Genomic DNA, 20675 nt, shown 5'->3' on the forward strand with positions numbered 1-20675 from the left:
ACATCCCTAGACGACGCCCCGGCGGTACTCCCCCATCCATGATGGCAGGTGAACCCCAGCTTAGCGTCCAAGATTCTTGAATGAAAGCGACAACAGGAAGCCGTTGCCGGCGCGCGCATCGCCGGTGCTCTGGTAATCGTGCTTCCAGGTGAACCCGATCTTCAGGCAATCGTCTTCATAGGCGACGCCGAGGCGATGGCGGACCGGCGTGAACCCGTCGGATACCGACAGCGGATCCTCATCCCGGTTGGTGAGATCGACCAGCGACGATCCGTACAGGGACCAGAAGCGCGCGAACTGTACACGACCGGCGATGCGAACCTCCTCGCGATCCTGCAGATCCTCGGTCGTGGTGATGTTGCGATTGAGCTTGAGATAACCCAGCAGGATGTAGGTGGCGCGCGACCCGATCGTCGCATCCAGTTCGTTCCGGCGTATCGCCAGACCATTCTTGTCGAGCCGGTAGCGATGCGTGAGCGAGACGAAATCACGATAGCGGACCTCCGTCCGCCCGACGAAATCGGAGAAGCGGCCGTCCAGCCCGGTGCCGGGCGGAAAGATGTCCGAGCGCGTACCCAGGCGATAGCTCTGGCCGATATTCGTTGAGATCGCCACGCCGGGCAGATCGAGCGCATAATCGGCACCGTAGGTCAGGCGCGTACCGTCATCGATCCGGTCATAGCCCGGGAAGCGGTTGAGCGCGAAGAGGTTCGAATCCTCCAGATCCACGGCGCGCGAATCCTCGTTCGGGATTTCGAGGTTCTTGATGTGCGGCGAGGCGACGATCTGCACGCGAGGGGTAATGCGTTGCGTGCCGCCGAGGAATTGCCCGATCAGCGGCCATTTCACGTCCACCGCCACGGCACCCATCACGCGGCTCTGGACGCCCTCTTCACCGCGATAATTGAGGACGCTCGTCGCCAGCGTATCGCTGGTGTGGTAGAAGTCGCCGCGCCCGAAGGCGGTGAAGGTGACTTCCTGCCCCCAGCGGGTGAGCTTGCGCAAATCCCAGCGCGCACTGAGGAAGCCGCGCTGCGTGTCCTGTCCATCGGTGCGAGTCAGCGCCAGCGTGTTGGCCTGGAACGTGAATTTTCCGCCGAGCAGACCGTCGTCCATGCGGCGGCGATAATCGATCTCGGGAAATGCGATCGGCTGCTGGCCCTGGCTGTCGTTGACGCGAACCGTCTGCACGGCCCAGCCGGTGATGCCGAAATAGCTGTTGGCATCGATATGTTCGATCCGCGCGGTAGACCGCAGGCGATCGTCGTACGAAATGTCGTAGCGGCGCAGGAAGGTGCGGTCGCTGGCCACGCGGATCGACGCGCTGGCGCTCCAGTTCGGATCGAACTGGTAGCGCGCGATGCCGTCGATATAACCGCGGAACGCCACCGACGTGTCGGTCGGCTCGAACGTGTCGAGATCGTCGCTGCGCCGGCTGTAGGTGCCGTACCCCGTGATGCTGAACGCGCCCTTCGTATCGAGCGCAGTGTACTGCGCCTTGAGCAGCGGCAGCGCGCCGGTGAAGACGCGCGGCGTGATCGTCAGCCCGCGATTGGGCGCGAGGCGAAAATAATACGGCTGGGCATATTCGAAGCCGTTCGTCCGGCTGTAGCGGAGATCGGGCGAGAGCAGGCCGCTGTCGCTGCCGCCGCCGACCGGGTGGGAGAAGGCGGGCAGGGGAATGGTCGGCAGGCCGAAGACGTTGATCTGCGCGCCCTTGTAATAGATGCGCTGGCGATCCGGGCGATACGTGACGCGCACCGCGGTGATCTTCCACGACGGTTCCTTGGGGCAGCCCTTGGAGGTCGTGACGTTGCACGGCGTGTAGGCGGCGTCCTCCAGTTCGACCTTCTCGTCCGGAAAGCGCGTACCCTTGCGGGCGGCGAGACGCCCGCCGCGTTCCAGCACGACAAGCATGTTGTCGACCATGCCGTCCTTCAGCGAATCGGTCAGATCGATCGAATCGCCATAAGCGATATCGCCGCCGGGGTTGGTGACGGCCACGCTGCCGGTGGCGAGGACCTTGCCGGTCTGGCGGTTCCACACGACCTTGTCGGCGCGCAATTTGTCACCGCTGCGCGCCATGCGGACGTCGCCGGTGGCGGTGACGATCTGGCTATCGGTATCGTATTGCAGCGTGCCGGCGCTGAACGCGACCTGATCGTCCGTCGCCGTGGGCAGATCGACCGCGGAGGGCGGCGGCGTGGGTGGCGTCTGGAGGTCTTGCGCCAGCGCGGACTGCGCGAAGAGCAGGCCAAGCAGCAGGGCGACAAACGGGGCGCAGGTCGAGAGCAGATCGGAACGCTTCACGTCGGGAAAAACACCCCCAGACGCGCCGGAATGACGCGCGAATGCTCGCCCTATCGCACCGGCAGGCCCGCGCCGCAATCGCCGGATCATCCATGCCGCGCTTTGCCAGCACGGTGCGGCGGGTCTAGAGCGGGCGAATCGTATTTGATTTCCCAGACCCCTCCAAACACCTCCCCCAAAACTTTCGAGGATTCCCATGCAGATCGTTCTCTCCACCGCGCCCGCAGATGCCGGCGCCGCGCTCGCGCTGCCGATCGAGAAGGATGCGCTGGAGCGCAGCGCGATCGGCGGTCTGGATGCGGTCGCAAAGCAGGTCGTGCTAGGTGCCGCGAAGGGTGGGCGGTTCGATGGCGAGGCCGGCGCAGTGATCGAGGCGTTCGTGAGCTCGGGCGAGACCGTGCGGCGTGTTCTGCTGCTCGGCGTGGGGGCCGGGAGCGAAGCGGATTACGAGCGGGCCGGCGGCGCGCTGACCGCTAAGCTGCTGACCTCCGGCGTGGACGGGGTGACGGTCGATTTCTCCGGCACCGGTGCGACCGCCAAAGCAGCGGCGCGCTTCGCAGGCGCAGCGGCGCAGCGCGGCTGGCGGCACGATATCTACCGCACCAAGCTGCCCGAGAAATCGAAGCCGACGCTGGCCGCGATCACGCTGACCGGCGTGCCTGAAGGCACCGATGCCGCCTGGGCCGACCAGAAGGCGGTGACCGAAGGCATGGACCTGACCCGCACGCTGGTGGCCGAGCCGCCAAACGTGATCTATCCGGAAACCTTCGTCGCCAAGGTGCTGAAGGAGATCGAGGGTCTGGGCCTCGAAGTCACCGTGCTCGGTGAAGCGGAAATGCTCGCTTTGGGGATGGGATCGCTGCTCGGCGTTAGCCAGGGCTCGGCAAAGGATGCGCAATTGCTGGCGCTCAAGTGGAGCGGCAAAGGCGCGGGCGATCCCGATCTGGCATTGGTCGGAAAAGGCGTGACGTTCGATACCGGCGGCATCTCGCTCAAGCCCGGGCCCGGCATGGAAGACATGAAATGGGACATGGGCGGCGCGGGCGCAGTGGTCGGCGCGATGAAGGCGCTGGCGGGGCGCAAGGCCAAGGCGAATGTGATCGGCGTGTGCGGGCTGGTGGAGAACATGCCCGACGGTAATGCGATCCGGCCCGGCGACGTGCTGACCAGCATGTCCGGCCAGACGATCGAGGTGTTGAACACCGATGCCGAGGGTAGGCTGGTGCTGTGCGATTGCGTTACCTGGGTACAACGGACGCACAAGCCGAAGACGATCGTCGATCTGGCGACGTTGACCGGCGCGATCATCATTTCGCTGGGCAACGAACATGGCGGTTGCTTCGCCAATGACGATGCGCTGGCGGATCAGTTGTTGAAGGCTGGCCTCGCCAGCGGCGACAAATTGTGGCGCTTCCCGCTCTCGCCGACCTACGACAAGCTGATCGACTCTCCGATCGCGGACATGAAGAATGTCGGGCCGCGTGGGGCCGGATCGATCACCGCGGCGCAGTTCATCCAGCGGTTCGTGGATACGGGCGTGAAGTGGGCGCATCTCGATATCGCGGGCATGGTGTGGTCGGACAAGGCCGGGCCGAACTACGACAAGGGTGCGACGGGCTATGGCGTGCGGTTGCTCGACCGGTTCGTGGCGGATAATTTCGAGGGCTGATGCAGGTCGATTTCTATCACCTCACCGCCACGCCGCTCGACCGGGCCTTGCCGCAGATCGCGGAGAAGGTGCTGGCGAGCGGCGGGCGGCTGCTGATCGTGACGGACAGCGCGCAACAGCGTGCGAGCCTCGATCGGTTGCTATGGAATTACAGCGCCGAGAGTTTCCTGCCGCACGCTGAGGCGGGCGGGGAGGGCGATTCCGCGCAGCCGGTGTTGCTGAGCGCCAGCCCGGAGCCGGCCAATGCCGCGCGCAATATTGCGATGGTCGATGGCGTATGGCGCGACGAGGCGCTGGGCTTCGACCGGGCGTTCCATTTCTTCGACGCGGATCGCATCGTCGAGGCGCGTGTCGCCTGGAAGGCGCTGGCCGATCGCGACGGGGTGACGCGCAATTACTGGAAGCAGAACGAGGGCGGGCGCTGGGAGAAGGCGGCCTGAATTGCTGGCCGCAGCGCTTGCATCACCGCCCGCGCCCGACTAGGGAACCGCCACTTTCCGCTATCACAGATTTAAGGAGCTTCACGGTCATGGCCGCGAACCGCACGTTTTCGATCATCAAGCCCGACGCGACGCGTCGCAACATCACCGGTGCCGTCACCAAAATGCTGGAAGAAGCTGGCCTGCGCGTCGTCGCCAGCAAGCGCATCCAGATGACCCGCGAACAGGCCGAGGGCTTCTACGCGGTGCACAAGGAGCGTCCGTTCTTCGGCGAACTGGTCGATTTCATGATCTCCGGCCCGGTCGTGGTTCAGGTGCTGGAAGGCGAGAACGCCATGCAGCGCAACCGCGACATCATGGGCGCGACCAACCCGGCCAATGCCGATGCCGGCACGATCCGCAAGGAACTGGCCGAATCGATCGAGGCGAACACGGTGCACGGTTCGGATTCGGACGAGAATGCCGAGATCGAGATCGCTTACTTCTTCAAGCCAGAAGAAATCGTCGGTTGATGAAATGGCGCGTGCGACAGGCGGGGGCGGATGACGCGGCCCTTCTGTCGCTCGTCGCCAATGCCGCGTTTCTCGATACCTATGCGCAATCGCTGGACGGCGGCGACCTGCTGGCGCATTGCCTGAAGAACAACACCGCCGAAGTGTTCGCGCGCTGGCTCGGCGACACTGGTTGCGTGGTAACGGTCGCCGAGATCGAGCCGGGCTTTGCTCCGCTCGGCTATGCAGTGCTGACGCCCCCCGATTTCCCGATCGATCTCCAGCCGGGCGACGTCGAGTTGCGCCGGATCTACACGTTGCGGCAAGCTCATGGCAGCGGCATCGGCGCAGCGTTGATGTCGCGGGCCAAGGACGATGCTCGGGCGGCGGGCGGCAAGCGCCTGTTGCTCGGCGTTTGGGAACACAATGCGCGGGCGCGGGCCTTCTACGAACGGCAGGGTTTTCGCGTGATCGGTTCGCGCGAGTTCGTGGTCGGCAGCGAAGTGCATGTCGATCCGGTCTACGCGCTGGACCTCTGACGATAGGTCACTTGGCAGGTTTGGGCTTCTCCGCCGCCCAGATCGCATCGAGCCGTGCCGCCGAACCCGTTCGCTCGCGCAGTTTGAGACCCTCAACCTTCAGCGCCCGACCGGCCAGGAATCGACCTTCGGTCTTCCACGTCACGTCGTAGATCGCGCTATCCTTGCGTTCGACATCGCCGTCCCAATAATGCGCGGCGATCAGCACCGGCAGGCGACCCTCGCGCTTGTCGGGGCCGCCATCGGTGAGGTCCAGCAGCGCGCGCGAGAACCAGTTGGCCTCGATCTTGGGATCGACATCGCTTAGCGCCGCGATGCCGAGCGCCTTGGGGAAGGTGACATCGATCGATTGCACGTCGTGCGCGGCATCGGACAGGGTCAGCTTGTCGCCGTTGCCGCTGGCTTTCAGCATCACCAGCGTGCGCACCTTGGCCTCGGTCGCGCGTTCGGCCTGTTTGGCATTGACGTCGGCGCGGCGGTCGGACCAGGTCATCCACAGGCCCAGAGCGGCGATGACGAGCCCCGCCACACCGACCAGTTCGGCCAGGCTGACCCAGCGGCGGCGCGTCGCGGCGGCCTCCGCACGGTCGACCGCCTGCTGTGCGACGGTCTCGACTGAAGGGTTGGGCGGGACGATCGCATCGGTCGGCCCCTGCGGAACTTCGGGAACCGGCGGCGGCGGCGTTTCCTCGTTCATCGCCCGCCTGCCTCGAGCAGGCGGCGCGGGGCGGCGAGTTCCCAACTGATCGCGATCCGGTCCGCCACACGATCCCAATCGACCTCCGCGCCATCGAGCCGCATCGCGACCCAGCCGGACGGGCCGAGATAGGGTGGCGCATAATAGAAATCGGGATCGCTCTCGATCAGCATCTGCTGTTCGTCCAGCCCGGTCGTCTTGACGATCGCAATCGTCTCATTGTCGCCGTGATGGTTGTGCCAGAAATAGGCGAAGGCCTTGCCCTGTTCGATGAAGAAACCGGGCGAGCCGTGCGACAATTTCTCGTAGGTCGAAGGAAGCGACAGCGCCGCGTCGCGTACTTTCGCCAAGACGGGTTCGGGATCGGGACTCATGACGCGGCGAAGTCTGCCAGAACCCGCGGGTAAAGGCGATGCTCGGCGGCAAGGACCCGTTCCGATAGCGTGTCGGGCGTGTCGCCGGGCAGAATCGGGACTTCGGCCTGACCGAGGATCTCGCCGCCGTCGAGTTCCTCGGTGACGATATGGACCGAACAGCCGGCGGTCGCATCGCCGGCGTCGATCGCGCGGGCGTGGGTGTCGAGGCCCTTGTATTTGGGCAGCAGCGAGGGGTGGATGTTGACGATCCGACCGCGCCAGCGCGCGACGAAATCGTCGGAGAGCAGACGCATATAGCCGGCGAGCGCGACGATCTCGATGTTCGCGGCGCGCAGGGCGGCGTCGATCGTCGCTTCATAGTCCGCCTTGGGCATGCCCTTGGGGGACTGGGCAAAGGTCGGGATGTTTTGTGCGGCGGCCCATGCGAGGCCGGGAGCCTCGGGCTTGTCGGAGGCGACGAGGGCGATCTCGTAGCTTGCTCCCGACGCGCGGGAGGCCTCCACGAGCGACATCATGTTAGAGCCTCGGCCTGAGATGAGGATGCCGACTTTCTTCACTGCTCCCCTCCCGCTTGCCGGAGGGGCTGGGGGAAGGCGAGGCAATTAGCGGCAGCCCTATCGTTCACGCCCTCCCCCAGCCCCTCCGGCAAGCGGGAGGGGAGAAGAAATGGGTCACGCATTGTGCGTGGCGGTCCATGGCGAGCGGGCGCCCCAGGTTTCCAGGCTGCCGGTGACGGTGCAGCCGGTTTCGCCGGCCTCGATCGTGCCGATTTCGAAGACGGTTTCGCCGGCCGATTCCAGCGCGGCTTTGACATCGGTCGCCACATCCGCAGCGACGACGACTGCCATACCGACACCGCAATTGAACGTCCGCGCCATTTCCTCCGGCTCGATCGCGCCCTGCGCTTGCAGGAAGGCCATTAGGCGCGGCTGGGGCCAGGCGTCCCCGTCGATCGCCGCATGCACGCCTTTGGGCAGCACGCGGGGGATATTTTCCAGCAGGCCACCGCCGGTGATGTGGGCGAGGCCTTTGATCCGGCCCGCCTTCAGCAGCGGGAGCAGGCTCTTCACATAGATACGCGTCGGGGCCATCAGCGCGTCGATCAGCAGCGTCTCCTGATCGAACAGAGCCGGGCGATCGAGTTTCCAGCCCTTGTCGGCGGCAAGGCGGCGGACCAGCGAGAAACCATTCGAATGCACGCCCGACGAGGCCAAGCCCAACACCACGTCGCCCGGGGCGATCTCGCGACCGGTCAGCACGTCCGATCGCTCCACCGCGCCGACGCAGAAGCCGGCGAGATCGTAATCGCCCGGCGCGTACATGCCGGGCATCTCCGCCGTCTCGCCGCCGATCAACCCGCACCCGGCCTGCAAACATCCTTCTGCGATCGAGGCGATGACGCGTTCGGCGACGGCGGGTTCGAGTTTTGCGGTGGCGTAGTAATCGAGGAAGAACAGGGGTTCGGCACCCTGCACGATCAGGTCGTTGGCGCACATCGCGACGAGATCGATCCCAACGCCATCATGGGCGTTATGCTCGATCGCCAGCTTCAGCTTGGTGCCGACGCCATCGTTCGCCGCGACCAGCAGGGGATCGACGAAGCCCGCCGCCTTCAGGTCGAAGAAGCCGCCGAAGCCGCCGAGATCGGCATCGGCACCCTTGCGGCGCGTCGATTTCGCCAGCGGGCCGATGGCACGGACCAGCGCATTGCCGGCGGCGATCGATACGCCTGCCTGGGCGTAAGTGTAGGGTTCGGTGTCGCTCATGTGCGCGCCCTAACCATATCCTGCTTGGATTTCCACGCCTGCTTCGCCAAAAGGGCCGCAATGTCGGTTGTTCAATCTTCGCGCGGTTTGCGTTTCGCCCTGACGCTTGCGCTTGCCGCGACCGGCGGGATCGTACTGGCGCAGGGTGACGACCCGGCAGCGGACAGCGCGCCGCTGGCCGCGGCGGACGGATCGGGCAGCTATGAGGTCGGCGGGATCGACGTCGATGTGACGGGCAAGACGGCCGATGCTGCGCGCTATGCCGGCTGGCGGCTCGCGCAGCGCAAGGGTTGGATGATGCTCTCGCAGCGGCTGGGCGGCAGCGGCGGCGGGCTTTCCGACGGCGCGCTGGACGGCATGGTTTCGGGCATCGTGGTCGAGAACGAGCAGATCGGCCCGAACCGTTATGTCGCGCGACTGGGGGTATTGTTCAGCCGGGCGCGGGCCGGATCTATTCTGGGCGTCGCCGGATTGGGCCAGCGCTCCTCGCCGATGCTGGTCGTGCCGCTGCAATATTCGGGCGGCGTGGGGCAGGTGTTCGAAAAGCATAGCGACTGGCTGGATGCGTGGACGCGTTTTCGCACCGGCTCCAGCAGCGTGGATTATGTTCGCCCGGCGGGCACTGGGCCCGATTCGCTGCTGATCAATCTCGGCCAGATCGGGCGACCGGGGCGGATGTGGTGGCGTTCGATCCTCGACCAATATGGCGCGATCGATATTCTGGTGCCGTCGGTAAGGTTGTATCGGCAATGGCCCGGTGGCCCGGTGATCGGCGTGTTCGAGGCGCGCCACGGGCCGGACAATGAGATGATCGCGCGTTTCACCCTGCGCGTCAGCAACGGCGACGGCCTCGCGGCACTGCTCGATGCCGGCGTGAAGCGGATGGACGAGGCGTATCAGGGCGCGTTGCGGGACGGGCGGCTCTCGACCGATGCCGGCCTGTCCTATTCTCCGCCGACCGAAGAGGTGCCGCCGGCCGACGATGCCGCGCTGGCCGATGCCGCTGCGGCGGCGGCCGCTGCCGCCGATACGGCGCAAACCGCGACGACGACGGGCAGCGTCGTCAGCGTGCAGTTCGATACGCCGGGCGCGAGTGCCGTGTCGGCAGCCGAAGCGGCGTTGCGCGCGATTCCCGGCGTGCGCACTGCGCTGACCAGCAGCCTGGCGCTCGGCGGAGTCTCCGTGATGCGTGTCGGCTTCGATGGCGATCCGGCAGCACTCGCCGCCGCGCTCACCGCGCGCGGATGGCAGGTGCAGGGCAGCGGCACGACGTTGCGCATTCGCCGCCCCCTACTGCCGCCGCCGAGCGTGGGCGCGGCGGACAACAGTACGGGTTGACGATGACGGGCAGCCAGATCGCCCTGCCGTTCGAATGGCCCGCCGATCCGCGCGACGACGAATTCCTGGTCAGCGACTCCAATGCGCGGGCGGTGCAACTGCTCGAACATTGGGCGTCATGGCCGGTGATGAGCGTCGTGCTGGTCGGCCCGCGCAAGTCGGGACGCAGCCTGCTCGCACGGATCTTCGCCGCGAAGAGCGGCGGCACGATCATCGACGATGCCGAGCGCCAGCCCGAGGCGAGCCTGTTCCACGCCTGGAACCGGGCGCAGGAAGAGCGGCATCCTTTGGTGATCGTCGCCGATGTCGCACCGCCGGAATGGACGGTGAAGCTGCCCGATCTCAGATCCCGCCTCGCCGCCAGCCCGGTCGCGCGAATCCATGCGCCGGACGACGTGCTGATGCAGGCCTTGTTCGAACGGCAGTTCCTCAGGCGCGGCCTGGATGCCCGGCCGGACCTGATCCAGTGGCTGCTGACCCGTGTGGAAAGGAGTCACATTTCGCTGCTACGCGCGGTCGATGTGCTCGATCAGGCGGTGCTGGAGCGGCGGAAGCGCTTGTCGATTCCGCTGGCCCGGGCCACATTGACCGAGGCTAGCCTGATGATCGATCCCGCGCCGACTTTGCCATTCGAGGTTCCATGACCCGCCCAGCCCATATCGCGCGCCTCGACGAGCATGATGACGACCAATTCGTCGGAACAGAAGGTAGCGAGCGCTACTTCAACCGCGAACTGTCCTGGCTGGCGTTCAACCGGCGCGTGCTGGAGGAGGCGCGCAACGCAGCGCATCCCTTACTCGAACGGGTGCGCTTCCTGTCTATTTCCGGCTCCAATCTCGACGAATTCTTCATGGTGCGCGTGGCCGGCCTGAAGGGGCAGCTGGTGCAGGATGTCGATCGCCGGTCGGCCGACGGTCTGACGTCGGGCCAGCAATTGGCGGCGATCGTCGCCGAGGCGGACGAGCTGATCGAGAGCCAGCGGTCGGTGTGGCGCGAATTGCGACTGCAACTGAGCGAAACCGGCATCGACGTGCTCGGGTCGCGCACGATCGACGAGATGCTGACCATCGACGAGGTCGCCTGGCTGGAGAAGCAGTTCAAGGAACAGATCTTCCCGATCCTGACCCCGCAGGCGCTGGACCCCGCGCATCCCTTCCCGTTCATGCCCAACAAGGGGCTGGCGGTGATGTTCGATCTGGTGCGCCTGTCGGACAAGGAGCCGATCCGCGAACTGGTGATGCTGCCGAGCCAGATGCCGCGTTTCGTGCGCGTGCCGGGTGAGCGGGCGCGCTATGTGGCGGTCGAATCGCTGGTGAAGCGTTTCGCGGCACTGATCTTTCCCGGCTATACCGTGGCGGGCGGGGCGGAATTCCGCGTGCTGCGCGACAGCGATCTGGAAATCGACGACGAAGCGGAGGATCTGGTCCGATACTTCGCCAATGCGATCAAGCGACGGCGGCGCGGGCGGGTGATCCGGCTGGAGCTGGAAAGCGGCATGCCGCACGACCTGGGCGAGGCGTTGCGCGCGGAATTGGGCGAACATGCCTTCGTGACCGAAAGCGGCGCGTTCCTGGGCGTGGGCGATCTCGAATCGATCGTCGACGAGGACCGGCCCGACCTGAAATTCCCGCCTTATTCGCCGCGCTTCCCGGAGCGGATTCGCGAATTCGGTGGCGATTGTTTTGCGGCGATCAGCGCCAAGGACATCGTCGTCCACCACCCGTATGAGACGTTCGAGGTGGTGCTGGCCTTCCTGAAACAGGCGGCGGCCGATCCAGACGTGGTGGCGATCAAGCAGACCTTGTATCGCGCCGGCAAGCAGCCCGCCGTCATCAACGCACTGATCGCGGCGGCGGAGGCGGGCAAGTCGGTCACCGCCGTGGTGGAGCTGAAGGCGCGATTCGACGAGGAGCAGAATATCGTCTGGGCCTCGGCGCTGGAGCGCGCGGGCGTGCAGGTGGTGTACGGCTTCATGGAATGGAAGACGCACGCCAAGATATCGATGGTCGTGCGCCGGGAAGGGACCGCGTACCGCACCTACTGCCATTTCGGCACCGGCAATTATCATCCGATCACCGCCAAAATCTATACCGATCTCAGCTTCTTCACCGCCGATCCTCGCATCGGCAACGATGCGGCGCAGATGTTCAACTATATCACCGGCTACGTCGAACCCGAAGGCATGGCCTTGGTCAGCCTCTCGCCGCGCGACCTGCGCCCGCGCCTTGTGACGCTGATCGATGCCGAAATCGCCAATGCGCGCGCGGGCAAGCCCGCAGCGATCTGGGCCAAGATGAATTCTTTGGTCGACCCGGCGGTGATCGAGAAATTGTACGAGGCGAGTGGTGCCGGGGTCGAGATCGACCTGATCATCCGTGGCATCTGCTGCCTGCGCCCGCAGGTGCCAGGTCTGTCCGATCATATCCGCGTGAAATCGGTGATCGGTCGCTTCCTTGAGCACAGCCGCATCTGGGCGTTCGGCAATGGCAAGCTGCTGCCCAATGACGATGCGCAATTGTTCATTTCCTCGGCCGACTGGATGCCGCGCAATTTCGACCGGCGCGTCGAATATATGCTGCCGATCCTGAATCCGACGGTGCACGACCAGATCCTGGATCAGGTGATGGTCGCCAACCTGATCGACAACGAACAGAGCTGGGACCTGAAGGCGGACGGAAGCTATGTGCGCGAGGATCCGGGCGACCGGCCGTTCAATCTGCACCGTTACTTCATGACCAATCCCTCGCTGTCCGGGCGCGGTGCCGCGCTCAAAGGCAAATCGGTTCCGAAATTGTCGCTGCGACGCGGACACTGAGCGCGTGACATCTTTGTTTCGTAAAGCCCGCGTCGAGGCGGAGATCGCGCCGCGCACCGGGATCATCGACATCGGATCGAATTCGATTCGTCTGGTCGTGTATCAGGGGCCGGAGCGGCTGCCGGCGATCCTGTTCAACGAGAAGGTGATGGCGGGGCTGGGCCGCGGATTGGCCGAAACCGGCGCGATCGCGCCCGAGGGCATGAAGCTGGCCAAGGAGGCGCTGGCGCGCTTTGCGGCCGTATCGCGCGAGATGGAGGTGACCCGGCTGCGCACCGTGGCGACGGCGGCGGTGCGCGACGCATCGAATGGCGCGGCATTGCTCGATACCGCGCGCGATCTTGGGCTCGAGGTCGAATTACTGTCCGGCGAGCAGGAAGCGATCGCGGCGGGGCAGGGCGTAATGTCGGCGATTCCGGAGGCGGACGGCATCGTCGGCGATCTCGGCGGCGGCAGTCTCGAACTGGTGCGGGTGAAAAACGGCGAAATCAGCGACCGTGTATCGTTTCCGCTCGGCGTGTTGCGTATCGCCGCAATTCGCGCCAAGGGATCGGGCGCGCTGGAGCGGCAGGTGCACAAATTGCTGAGCGGTGCGGGCTGGCTCGGGCGTGGTGAGGAACTGCCTTTATATCTGGTCGGCGGATCGTGGCGTGCGCTGGGGCGGCTCGACATGCATTTGTGCAGCTATCCGCTGCCGGTGATCCACCAATATGCGATGGCCCCTGCGGCGATCGCGCGGATGGGCCGGACGATCGCGCATGTCGACAAGCATTGGCTGCGCGCAGTGCCAGGCCTTTCGTCCGCACGGTCGGCGACTCTGGGCGACGGAGCGGCATTGCTTACGGTGCTGCTCAAGCATCTGGGCAGTCCGACCACGATCGTCTCGGCCTTCGGGCTGCGCGAGGGGTTACTCTATGGCGCGCTGGACGAGGATTGCCGCGCGCAGGATCCGCTGATCGTGGCGACGCGCGACGAGGGCCGGGTGTTCGGGCGCTTTCCGGAACATGGCGATCTTCTCGACCGGTGGATTGCCCCATTGTTTGATCGCGATCTGCCGGAGATGGCGCGATTGCGGCATGCGGCGTGCCATCTGTCCGATGTCGGCTGGCGCGCGAACCCGGAGTTTCGCGCCGAACGCGGCGTGGAGATCGCATTGCACGGCAATTGGGTGGCGATCGACGCACGCGGGCGGGCGCTGGTCGCGCAGGCATTGTTCACCTCGCTTGGAGGCGGCACGAATGCGCCGGAGCCTTTACCGACGCTCGCGCCTCCGGTGGATCTGAAACGCGCCGTGGCCTGGGGGCTGGCGATGCGGCTTGGGCAGCGACTCAGCGGCGGGCTCGCCGGGCCATTACAACGATCCCGGCTGAGCGAGGATGGCAGCGTGGTGGCGCTGCATCTGTCGGGGGAGGACCGGGCGCTGTACGGCGATGCGGTCGAACGGCGGCATATCGCGCTGGGGAATGCGGTGGGGCGGAAGGCCGTGGTGGCGGGTTAAGCCCCGTCGCTATCCCTATCCCTCATCCCGAACGTGATCCGGGATCCCGCTTCTTCTGTAACCGCAGGAAAAAGAAAGAAGCAGGGCCCCGAGTCAAGCCCGGGGCGACGGGTTGCAGAGGGTTTGGATCAGCCGCAGCTAATCCGTTCCGCTTCGCCTTTGAGACCAACCCACACATTCACGCGATCGACGCGGAATTCCATCGTTACGCGCATATTCGGCGTGATGCGCCGGGCAAGCGCAGCACCAGACTGGCGGCGGACCTTGGCGACCAGAGCCGGCGTCGCGGGCTGACCAACGAAGCGTTGGGCGGGACCGGCTTCGCAGGCGCGTGCCGGGCCGGGCAGGGGGTGGGGGCGACCTTCCATGCAGGCCGTAAGCGCGAGCGTGCTCAGCATCAGCGTGATGAGGGCGATCTTCATGCCTCGTCCTCGGTGAGCGTCATCTTGAGCTTGCCGTTGACCACCGCGAATGCCAGCCGCCCTTCGACCAGATCGAGCGCATCGCGGCCGAACTGGTCGAAGCGCCAGCCAGTGAGAATCGGAAGATTTTCGCGCACACCCGAGGCCAAAGCCTCCAGATCCTCGCTGCGAGCCAGCAGGCGCGGGGCGACGTCGATTTCCTTGGCGCGGATCTTCAGCAGCAGTTTCAGCAGATCGGCGACCAACGCTCCGTCCTTGCCGAGGCCCGGCTTGCGATCGTCGCGCTGCGGCATCTCCTCCGCGCTCATCGGGACTGCGCTATCCAGAGCGGCCATCAGGCGACCGCCGATATCGTTGCTGGCCCAGGTGGCGGAAAGCCCGCGCACCTTGGCGAGATCGGCCTGCTTGCGCGGCGGGTGGCCGGCAATGTCGGCGATCGTCTCGTCCTTAACGATGCGGCCGCGCGGCAAATCCTTCTGCCGCGCCTCCATCTCGCGCCAGCGGGCGAGCGCTTTCAGGCGACCGAGCAGGTCAGGTTTGCGACCGGGCACGCGGATGCGCTTCCACGCCTCCTCCGGATCGTTGGCATAGTTGGCTGGATCGCCGATCCGCTCCATTTCCTGATCGAGCCAAGCGCCGCGCCCGGTCTTGCGCAGGCGGGCGAGCATCTTGGGGAAGATCTCCGCCAGATGCGTGACGTCGCCGATGGCATATTCGATCTGGCGGGCATCGAGCGGACGACGCGACCAATCGGTAAAGCGCGCGCCCTTGTCGACCGTGATACCGAGATAGGCATCGACCAGATTCGAATAACCGATCTGTTCGCCCTGGCCGAGCGCCATCGCCGCGACCTGCGTATCGAACAGCGGATAGGGCGTCTTGCCGGTGAGGTTGTAGATGATCTCGAGATCCTGCCCGCCGGCATGGAACACCTTCAGCACGTCCTGATTCTCGGTCATCAGATCGAGCAGGGGCTTCATGTCGAGGCCCGGGGCCATCGGATCGATCGCCGCCGCCTCCTCGGTATCGGCGATCTGGATCAGGCAGAGTTCAGGCCAGAAGGTGTTCTCGCGCATGAATTCGGTATCGACGCACACGAAGTCCGCGGTGGAGAGGCGGGCGCACAGATTGGCGAGCGTCGCGCTGTCGGTGATGAGGGGGTGGATATGCATCGCGGCGCTATAGCGAGGGTCGCGCGCCTTGACAAAGGGCGGCTGGAAAGGGAAGCGCGGCGCCATCCATTCCACCGTCATCCCAGCGCAGGCTGGGATCTCCGTGGGGCGAGCGTGACGCCCACCCCATGAGACCCCGGCCTTCGCCGGGGTGACGAAGCAAGAAGAACGATCATGCACGCCTATCGCACGCACACCTGCGCCCAGCTTCGCGCCGCCGATGTCGGGACGTCCGTCAAGCTTTCGGGGTGGGTCCACCGCAAGCGTGACCACGGCAACCTGCTGTTCGTCGATCTGCGCGACCATTATGGCATCACCCAGATCGTGACCGACAGCGACAGCCCGACGCATGCCTTGCTGGACAAGCTGCGCGCGGAATCGGTCGTGACGATCACCGGCGATGTGGTGGCGCGTTCGGCCGAGACGGTGAATGCGAACCTGCCCTCGGGCGAAATCGAGATCCGCGCGCGCGACGTGGTGGTGCAATCGGCGGCGCAGGAATTGCCGATGCCGGTGTTTGGCGAGAATGAATATCCCGAGGATATCCGCCTGCGCTATCGTTTCCTTGATCTGCGCCGCGAGCGGTTGCACGCCAACGTCATGCTGCGGTCGAACGTGATTTCATCGCTGCGCCAACGCATGATCGGGCAGGGCTTCACCGAATTCCAGACGCCGATCCTGACCGCGAGCAGCCCCGAAGGCGCGCGCGATTATCTGGTGCCGAGCCGTGTGCATCCAGGCAAGTTCTACGCGCTGCCGCAGGCGCCGCAGATGTTCAAGCAACTGCTGATGGTCGCCGGGTTCGATCGCTATTTCCAGATCGCGCCGTGCTTCCGCGACGAGGATGCGCGCGCGGATCGCTCGCCGGGCGAATTCTACCAGCTGGATTTCGAGATGAGCTATGTCACGCAGGAAGACGTCTTCGCGGCGATCGAGCCGGTTCTGCACGGCGTATTCGAGGAATTCGCCGACTGGCAGGGTAAGGGGCGCATGGTCAGCGCGTTGCCGTTCAAGCAAATTGCTTATCGCGAATCGATGCTGAAGTACGGCAATGACAAGCCGGACCTGCGCAATCCAATTGAGATTAAGGATGTATCGGACGTATTTCTTGGCTCCGGCTTCGATGTGTTCGACAGCATTGTTTCGGAGGGTGGCGTTGTTCGAGCAATTCGTGCGCCTAAAACAGCCGATCGTAGCCGCAAATTTTTTGACGAACTAAATGACTGGGCGAAGACCGAAGGTTTCTCTGGACTGGCGTGGGCGCGTTTCGAGGATGGTTTAACAATTGAGCGCAAGCAACGCTCGGGTGAGGAAATCCCTATAAGCGAGCTATCTCAGGGTTGGACTGTCGCGCGTGGGCCGGTGCTAAAAAATATGGATGCTGAGCGCGTCCTAAAAATCGCAGATATTTGCGAGATCGAACCCGGCGACGGCCTATTTTTCGCGGCCGGCAAGGAAGCGTCGGCGGCGAAGCTCGCCGGCCTGGCGCGCACCCGCATCGCGGATCAATTGGGGCTGATCGACGACAAGCGTTTCGAATTCTGCTGGATCGTCGATTTCCCGATGTTCGAATACGACGAGGACGCGAAAAAGGTCGATTTCAGCCACAACCCGTTTTCGATGCCGCAGGGCGAGATGGGCGCGCTGGAGACGATGAACCCGCTCGATATCCTCGCGTATCAGTACGACATCGTCTGCAACGGGATCGAACTCTCATCCGGCGCGATCCGGAACCACAAGCCGGAGATCATGTACAAGGCGTTCGAGATCGCCGGTTACACCCAAGCCGATGTCGATCTGAACTTCGCCGGCATGATCAACGCGTTCAAGTGCGGCGCGCCGCCGCATGGTGGTTCGGCACCGGGCGTGGACCGCATCGTCATGTTGCTGGCCGACGAGCCGAACATCCGCGAGGTCATCACCTTCCCGATGACGCAGAAGGCCGAGGACCTGATGATGGGCGCGCCGAACTTCGCGACCGAGAAGCAGTTGAAGGAACTGAATTTGAAGACGGTCCAGCCGGTCGGGGTGAAGCCGAGCGAGTGAGTCGGCTTGACTGGGATGATAGCCAGCGGCTGCGTCTTCGGCTGGCGCTGAAACGCTGCGGCTGTTGCGGCATACAGCTTCGCGACACATTGGCCGGATCTCTGCATGAAGATCAACCTGTTCGATCAGAACGCTGGCAGGATTTTGCAAAGTTGCAGACCCGCCTTCCACGTCCTTTACATTTTGCAGGATGAATGATTGCCGGGCCGACCAACCGAAAATGTCGTAGTACAGCCTGTATTAAGAAACGATGCGCAACAAGCGATGGATGATAATTAGTTCATTCCGGATGTTTGCTGGCCTATCGGTAACAGTGTTATGCTGCTATCCATCGATAGCGGTTGCTCAAGAGGTCAATGCACGAATCGATCAGGCGGAGGCGCGTATTGAGGGGCGGGAAATCCTCAAGACTTTCGTCGATCGCAAGTGTAGATATCTGCGGCAAGGGGAAAACCGCGCGCATCGGGGGTACAAAGCCAATGATCCAAAGTGTTTGCCGCGCAACGATAATATTTGCGAGCGTCTGTGCCCAGCCCTGCCTAGCGCAGACGACGCCCGATAAGGCGCTGGATATCGCCGAAGCACGGCTGGATCGTGTCGCTGATTTCACTTCGGCCGGATCGAGTTTCGATAAGATCTTCGCACTTGACGGTAGCGCTACGCAGCCCTGGAAGTTCAAACTGGCGCTTCCCTTCACTTACAATAGCAATGTGAGCAACGCAGCCTCCACCGAGCGCGGTGCCTTTCATACTACGCCGCAGATCGGATTGAGCCACGACTGGCTTGCGGGAAAACTGAAGATCGGCTTGTCTAGTGTCGTGGATTTGGACGTGCACACGCGTCATCGCGACACGGATGGGTCGGATTATTCCGGCACACTGTCGGTGCGGTACGGCGACCCTTCTAAACAAGTGTCACCTTACGGCAACTACACAATCCTAGGGATTTACAATGGTCAGTTCGGCAGTCGTATCGTGACCACGCACGGCTTCGTGGCGGGTGTTAGCCGCCAGTTCGATGGCAAAGACAGCGTGTTCACCCTGGACCTCAATGCGCAGCGCCGCGAGGCAACGTTGGCCAGCACCGAGCAGAACAGGTTCACGCTGTCGAGTGCGTATCGCCGCTATCTCAATGATAATCATGAAAGCTACGTGTTCTTAGGCGGGCGCGGCCAATTGATCCATTATACCGGCGGAACGGCGCGCGGCCGGGACGACCAGAACCTGAAAATATCTGGGGGATATAATCATAAGCTCACGCCCGATATTGCGATCGAACTTGCCGCGTTCGCTCAGAAAAATTGGTCTGATGCCGCAGGCAAGGACTATTTCGTCTTCGATACTGGGCCATCGATCACGCTGACATCCAGTTTCTGATCCTGGGATACGCTAAGCTGGCGTGATGTAATTCATGCCGGCCCGAACTCGCCATCGTCGCCCATCACGTGCAACACCCCGTCGGCGATGGCGAAATAGGCACCGCGCAACCGTAGCGTTCCGGCCGCTTCGCGCTCCGGCACGAACGGAAAGGTGCGCAGATTGGCGATCGAGACGCGGACGGTTTCAAGCTCCAGCGCCTTGACGGCTTCCGGCCCGGTGCCGTGTTCGGCGACGATCCGGTCGCGTGCTTCGTCCAGCATGTCGACCCAATGCGCGATGAAGCCGCCTTCGCCGGCCGGCTGATCCGCGAAACGACGCGACAGCGCCGCCGAGACGCCGCCGCACGACCCGTGGCCGAGCACGAGGATGTCGCTCACCTCCAACTGCGTGACGGCGAATTCCAGCGCGGCGGATACGCCGTGGCGGCCCTTATTGTCCTCGAACGGGGGCACGAGATTGGCGACGTTGCGCACGACGAACATCTCGCCGGGCGAGGCATCGAAGATCTGCGTCGGATCGACCCGGCTATCGGAACAGGCGATGACCATCACCTTGGGGCTTTGGCCTTCGCGCAATTGCGCCCAGCGCTCGCGCTCATGCTCGTAATCGTCGGCACGGAACCGCTGATAGCCGGCGAGCAGGTCGGTAAATTCGGTCATCGGTGGTCCTTGTCGCTAAAGGGGCAGGGGGTAGAAAACGCCATGCCGAAAAAAGGTCCATGAGGCGGCGTGTTGTGTCGATCGTACTCCGTCGCTATCTCACGCCCATGAACGAGATGACTCCGCTTACCCCCGTCCCGCGCCAACGCAAGCCGGACTGGATTCGCGTCAAGGCGCCGACCAGCACGGGGTTTGCCGAGACCAAGGCGATGATGCGTCGGCTGGGCCTCAACACGGTGTGCGAGGAAGCGGCCTGCCCGAATATCGGCGAATGCTGGACCAAGAAGCACGCCACGGTGATGATCCTAGGCGACACGTGCACGCGCGCCTGCGCATTCTGCAACGTGAAGACCGGCATGCCCCGCAAGGTGGACGCGCTGGAGCCGCAGCACACCGCCGATGCCGCGGCCGAACTGGGCCTGAGCCATATCGTCATCACCTCGGTCGATCGCGACGATCTCCCGGATGGCGGTGCATCGCAGTTCGTGAAGGTGATCCAGGCGCTGCGCCGTACGACGCCGGACACGACGATCGAAATCCTGACGCCCGATTTCCGCAACAAGGCGCAGGCCGCGGTCGAGTCGATCGTCGAGGCGGGGCCGGACGTCTACAATCACAATCTCGAGACGGTGCCTCGTCTGTATCCTACGATCCGGCCGGGCGCGCGTTATTACGCTTCGCTGCGCTTGCTGGAGAGCGTGAAGCGGCACGATTCGTCGATCTTTACCAAATCGGGCATGATGATGGGCCTGGGCGAGGAGCGGATGGAGGTGCATCAGGTGATGGACGACATGCGCAGCGCCGATGTCGATTTCCTCACGCTCGGCCAATATCTCCAGCCGACGCCGCGTCACGCCAAGGTGATCGATTTCGTAACCCCGCAGGCGTTCGACGCTTATGCCGCAATCGCGCGGGCCAAGGGATTCCTGCTGGTCGCCGCATCACCGTTGACACGATCGAGCTATCACGCCGGGGACGATTTCATGCGCCTGCGCGCGGCGCGTGAGGCGAAATTGGGGCGGTGATCACTGCCCCCGTATCGTCACCCCAGCGCAGG

At 64.1% G+C, this 20675-nt stretch carries 19 protein-coding genes; 11 read left to right on the forward strand and 8 right to left on the reverse strand.

From position 1 onward, the window contains the following. Positions 1–60: 60 nt before the first annotated feature. Positions 61–2310, reverse strand: a complete 2250-nt coding sequence (locus U1738_RS01205) for an LPS-assembly protein LptD (RefSeq protein WP_332787213.1) — start codon at positions 2308–2310, stop codon at positions 61–63. A 196-nt stretch (positions 2311–2506) separates the two neighbouring features. Between U1738_RS01205 and U1738_RS01210 the strand changes: the two genes are divergently transcribed. From U1738_RS01210 to U1738_RS01225, 4 genes are all read left to right on the forward strand, one after another. Then, a complete protein-coding gene (locus tag U1738_RS01210) occupies positions 2507–3979 on the forward strand; it encodes a leucyl aminopeptidase (protein ID WP_332787214.1) in 1473 nt (490 codons plus the stop codon). Then, entirely contained in the window at positions 3979–4419 is a 441-nt protein-coding gene (locus U1738_RS01215) for a DNA polymerase III subunit chi (protein WP_332787215.1), read from the forward strand. Before U1738_RS01210 ends, U1738_RS01215 begins: the two co-directional genes overlap by 1 nt. Positions 4420–4508: 89 nt before the next feature. Continuing rightward, the gene (gene ndk, locus U1738_RS01220) at positions 4509–4931 is read left to right on the forward strand and encodes a nucleoside-diphosphate kinase (protein WP_332787216.1); all 423 of its coding nucleotides are present in this window, start codon (positions 4509–4511) and stop codon (positions 4929–4931) included. After that, positions 4931–5449 carry a GNAT family N-acetyltransferase gene (locus tag U1738_RS01225; protein WP_332787217.1) on the forward strand — a complete coding sequence of 173 codons (519 nt, stop codon included), beginning with the start codon at positions 4931–4933 and terminating at the stop codon, positions 5447–5449. Before ndk ends, U1738_RS01225 begins: the two co-directional genes overlap by 1 nt. A gap of 7 nt (positions 5450–5456) precedes the next feature. Here the strand turns inward: U1738_RS01225 and U1738_RS01230 are convergent, their stop codons facing one another. From U1738_RS01230 to purM, 4 genes are all read right to left on the reverse strand, one after another. After that, positions 5457–6146, reverse strand: coding sequence for a hypothetical protein (locus U1738_RS01230; protein WP_332787218.1), 690 nt, complete (start codon positions 6144–6146; stop codon positions 5457–5459). Then, positions 6143–6520: an MmcQ/YjbR family DNA-binding protein gene (locus tag U1738_RS01235; protein ID WP_332787219.1), complete on the reverse strand. Its 378-nt coding sequence runs from the start codon at positions 6518–6520 to the stop codon at positions 6143–6145. Before U1738_RS01235 ends, U1738_RS01230 begins: the two co-directional genes overlap by 4 nt. Continuing rightward, complete coding sequence (gene purN / locus U1738_RS01240; protein WP_332787220.1) at positions 6517–7038, reverse strand: phosphoribosylglycinamide formyltransferase; 522 nt, start codon at positions 7036–7038, stop codon at positions 6517–6519. The genes U1738_RS01235 and purN overlap by 4 nt, the downstream gene beginning before the upstream one ends. 156 nt (positions 7039–7194) lie before the next feature. Beyond that, the gene (purM, locus tag U1738_RS01245) at positions 7195–8289 is read right to left on the reverse strand and encodes a phosphoribosylformylglycinamidine cyclo-ligase (protein ID WP_332787221.1); all 1095 of its coding nucleotides are present in this window, start codon (positions 8287–8289) and stop codon (positions 7195–7197) included. A 60-nt stretch (positions 8290–8349) separates the two neighbouring features. Here purM and U1738_RS01250 point away from each other — a divergent pair, with 60 nt between their 5' ends. The 4 genes from U1738_RS01250 to U1738_RS01265 are packed head-to-tail and all read left to right on the forward strand — an operon-like array spanning position 8350 to position 13940. Further along, positions 8350–9627 (forward strand): heavy-metal-associated domain-containing protein, encoded by a 1278-nt coding sequence (locus tag U1738_RS01250; protein ID WP_332787222.1) that lies wholly within the window; start codon positions 8350–8352, stop codon positions 9625–9627. Between the two features lie 2 nt (positions 9628–9629). Further along, positions 9630–10271, forward strand: coding sequence for an HdaA/DnaA family protein (locus U1738_RS01255; protein ID WP_332787223.1), 642 nt, complete (start codon positions 9630–9632; stop codon positions 10269–10271). Beyond that, complete coding sequence (locus U1738_RS01260; protein ID WP_332787224.1) at positions 10268–12442, forward strand: RNA degradosome polyphosphate kinase; 2175 nt, start codon at positions 10268–10270, stop codon at positions 12440–12442. The genes U1738_RS01255 and U1738_RS01260 overlap by 4 nt, the downstream gene beginning before the upstream one ends. Positions 12443–12446: 4 nt before the next feature. After that, the gene (locus tag U1738_RS01265) at positions 12447–13940 is read left to right on the forward strand and encodes a Ppx/GppA phosphatase family protein (RefSeq protein WP_332787225.1); all 1494 of its coding nucleotides are present in this window, start codon (positions 12447–12449) and stop codon (positions 13938–13940) included. A gap of 128 nt (positions 13941–14068) precedes the next feature. On the opposite strand, the gene U1738_RS01270 is transcribed toward U1738_RS01265, so the two are convergent. Then, positions 14069–14362 carry an I78 family peptidase inhibitor gene (locus U1738_RS01270; protein ID WP_332787226.1) on the reverse strand — a complete coding sequence of 98 codons (294 nt, stop codon included), beginning with the start codon at positions 14360–14362 and terminating at the stop codon, positions 14069–14071. Next, the gene (rnd, locus tag U1738_RS01275) at positions 14359–15534 is read right to left on the reverse strand and encodes a ribonuclease D (RefSeq protein WP_332787227.1); all 1176 of its coding nucleotides are present in this window, start codon (positions 15532–15534) and stop codon (positions 14359–14361) included. The genes U1738_RS01270 and rnd overlap by 4 nt, the downstream gene beginning before the upstream one ends. Before the next feature lie 174 nt (positions 15535–15708). Here rnd and aspS point away from each other — a divergent pair, with 174 nt between their 5' ends. Then, positions 15709–17580, forward strand: coding sequence for an aspartate--tRNA ligase (aspS, locus tag U1738_RS01280; protein ID WP_332787228.1), 1872 nt, complete (start codon positions 15709–15711; stop codon positions 17578–17580). A 356-nt stretch (positions 17581–17936) separates the two neighbouring features. Beyond that, positions 17937–18956 (forward strand): hypothetical protein, encoded by a 1020-nt coding sequence (locus tag U1738_RS01285; protein WP_332787229.1) that lies wholly within the window; start codon positions 17937–17939, stop codon positions 18954–18956. A 32-nt stretch (positions 18957–18988) separates the two neighbouring features. On the opposite strand, the gene U1738_RS01290 is transcribed toward U1738_RS01285, so the two are convergent. Then, positions 18989–19618, reverse strand: coding sequence for a carbonic anhydrase (locus tag U1738_RS01290; RefSeq protein WP_332787230.1), 630 nt, complete (start codon positions 19616–19618; stop codon positions 18989–18991). A gap of 107 nt (positions 19619–19725) precedes the next feature. Between U1738_RS01290 and lipA the strand changes: the two genes are divergently transcribed. After that, complete coding sequence (lipA, locus tag U1738_RS01295; RefSeq protein WP_332788189.1) at positions 19726–20643, forward strand: lipoyl synthase; 918 nt, start codon at positions 19726–19728, stop codon at positions 20641–20643. Positions 20644–20675: the final 32 nt, after the last annotated feature.

The sequence above is a fragment of the Parasphingomonas caseinilytica genome (assembly GCF_036663755.1).
Taxonomy (GTDB): domain Bacteria; phylum Pseudomonadota; class Alphaproteobacteria; order Sphingomonadales; family Sphingomonadaceae; genus Sphingomonas.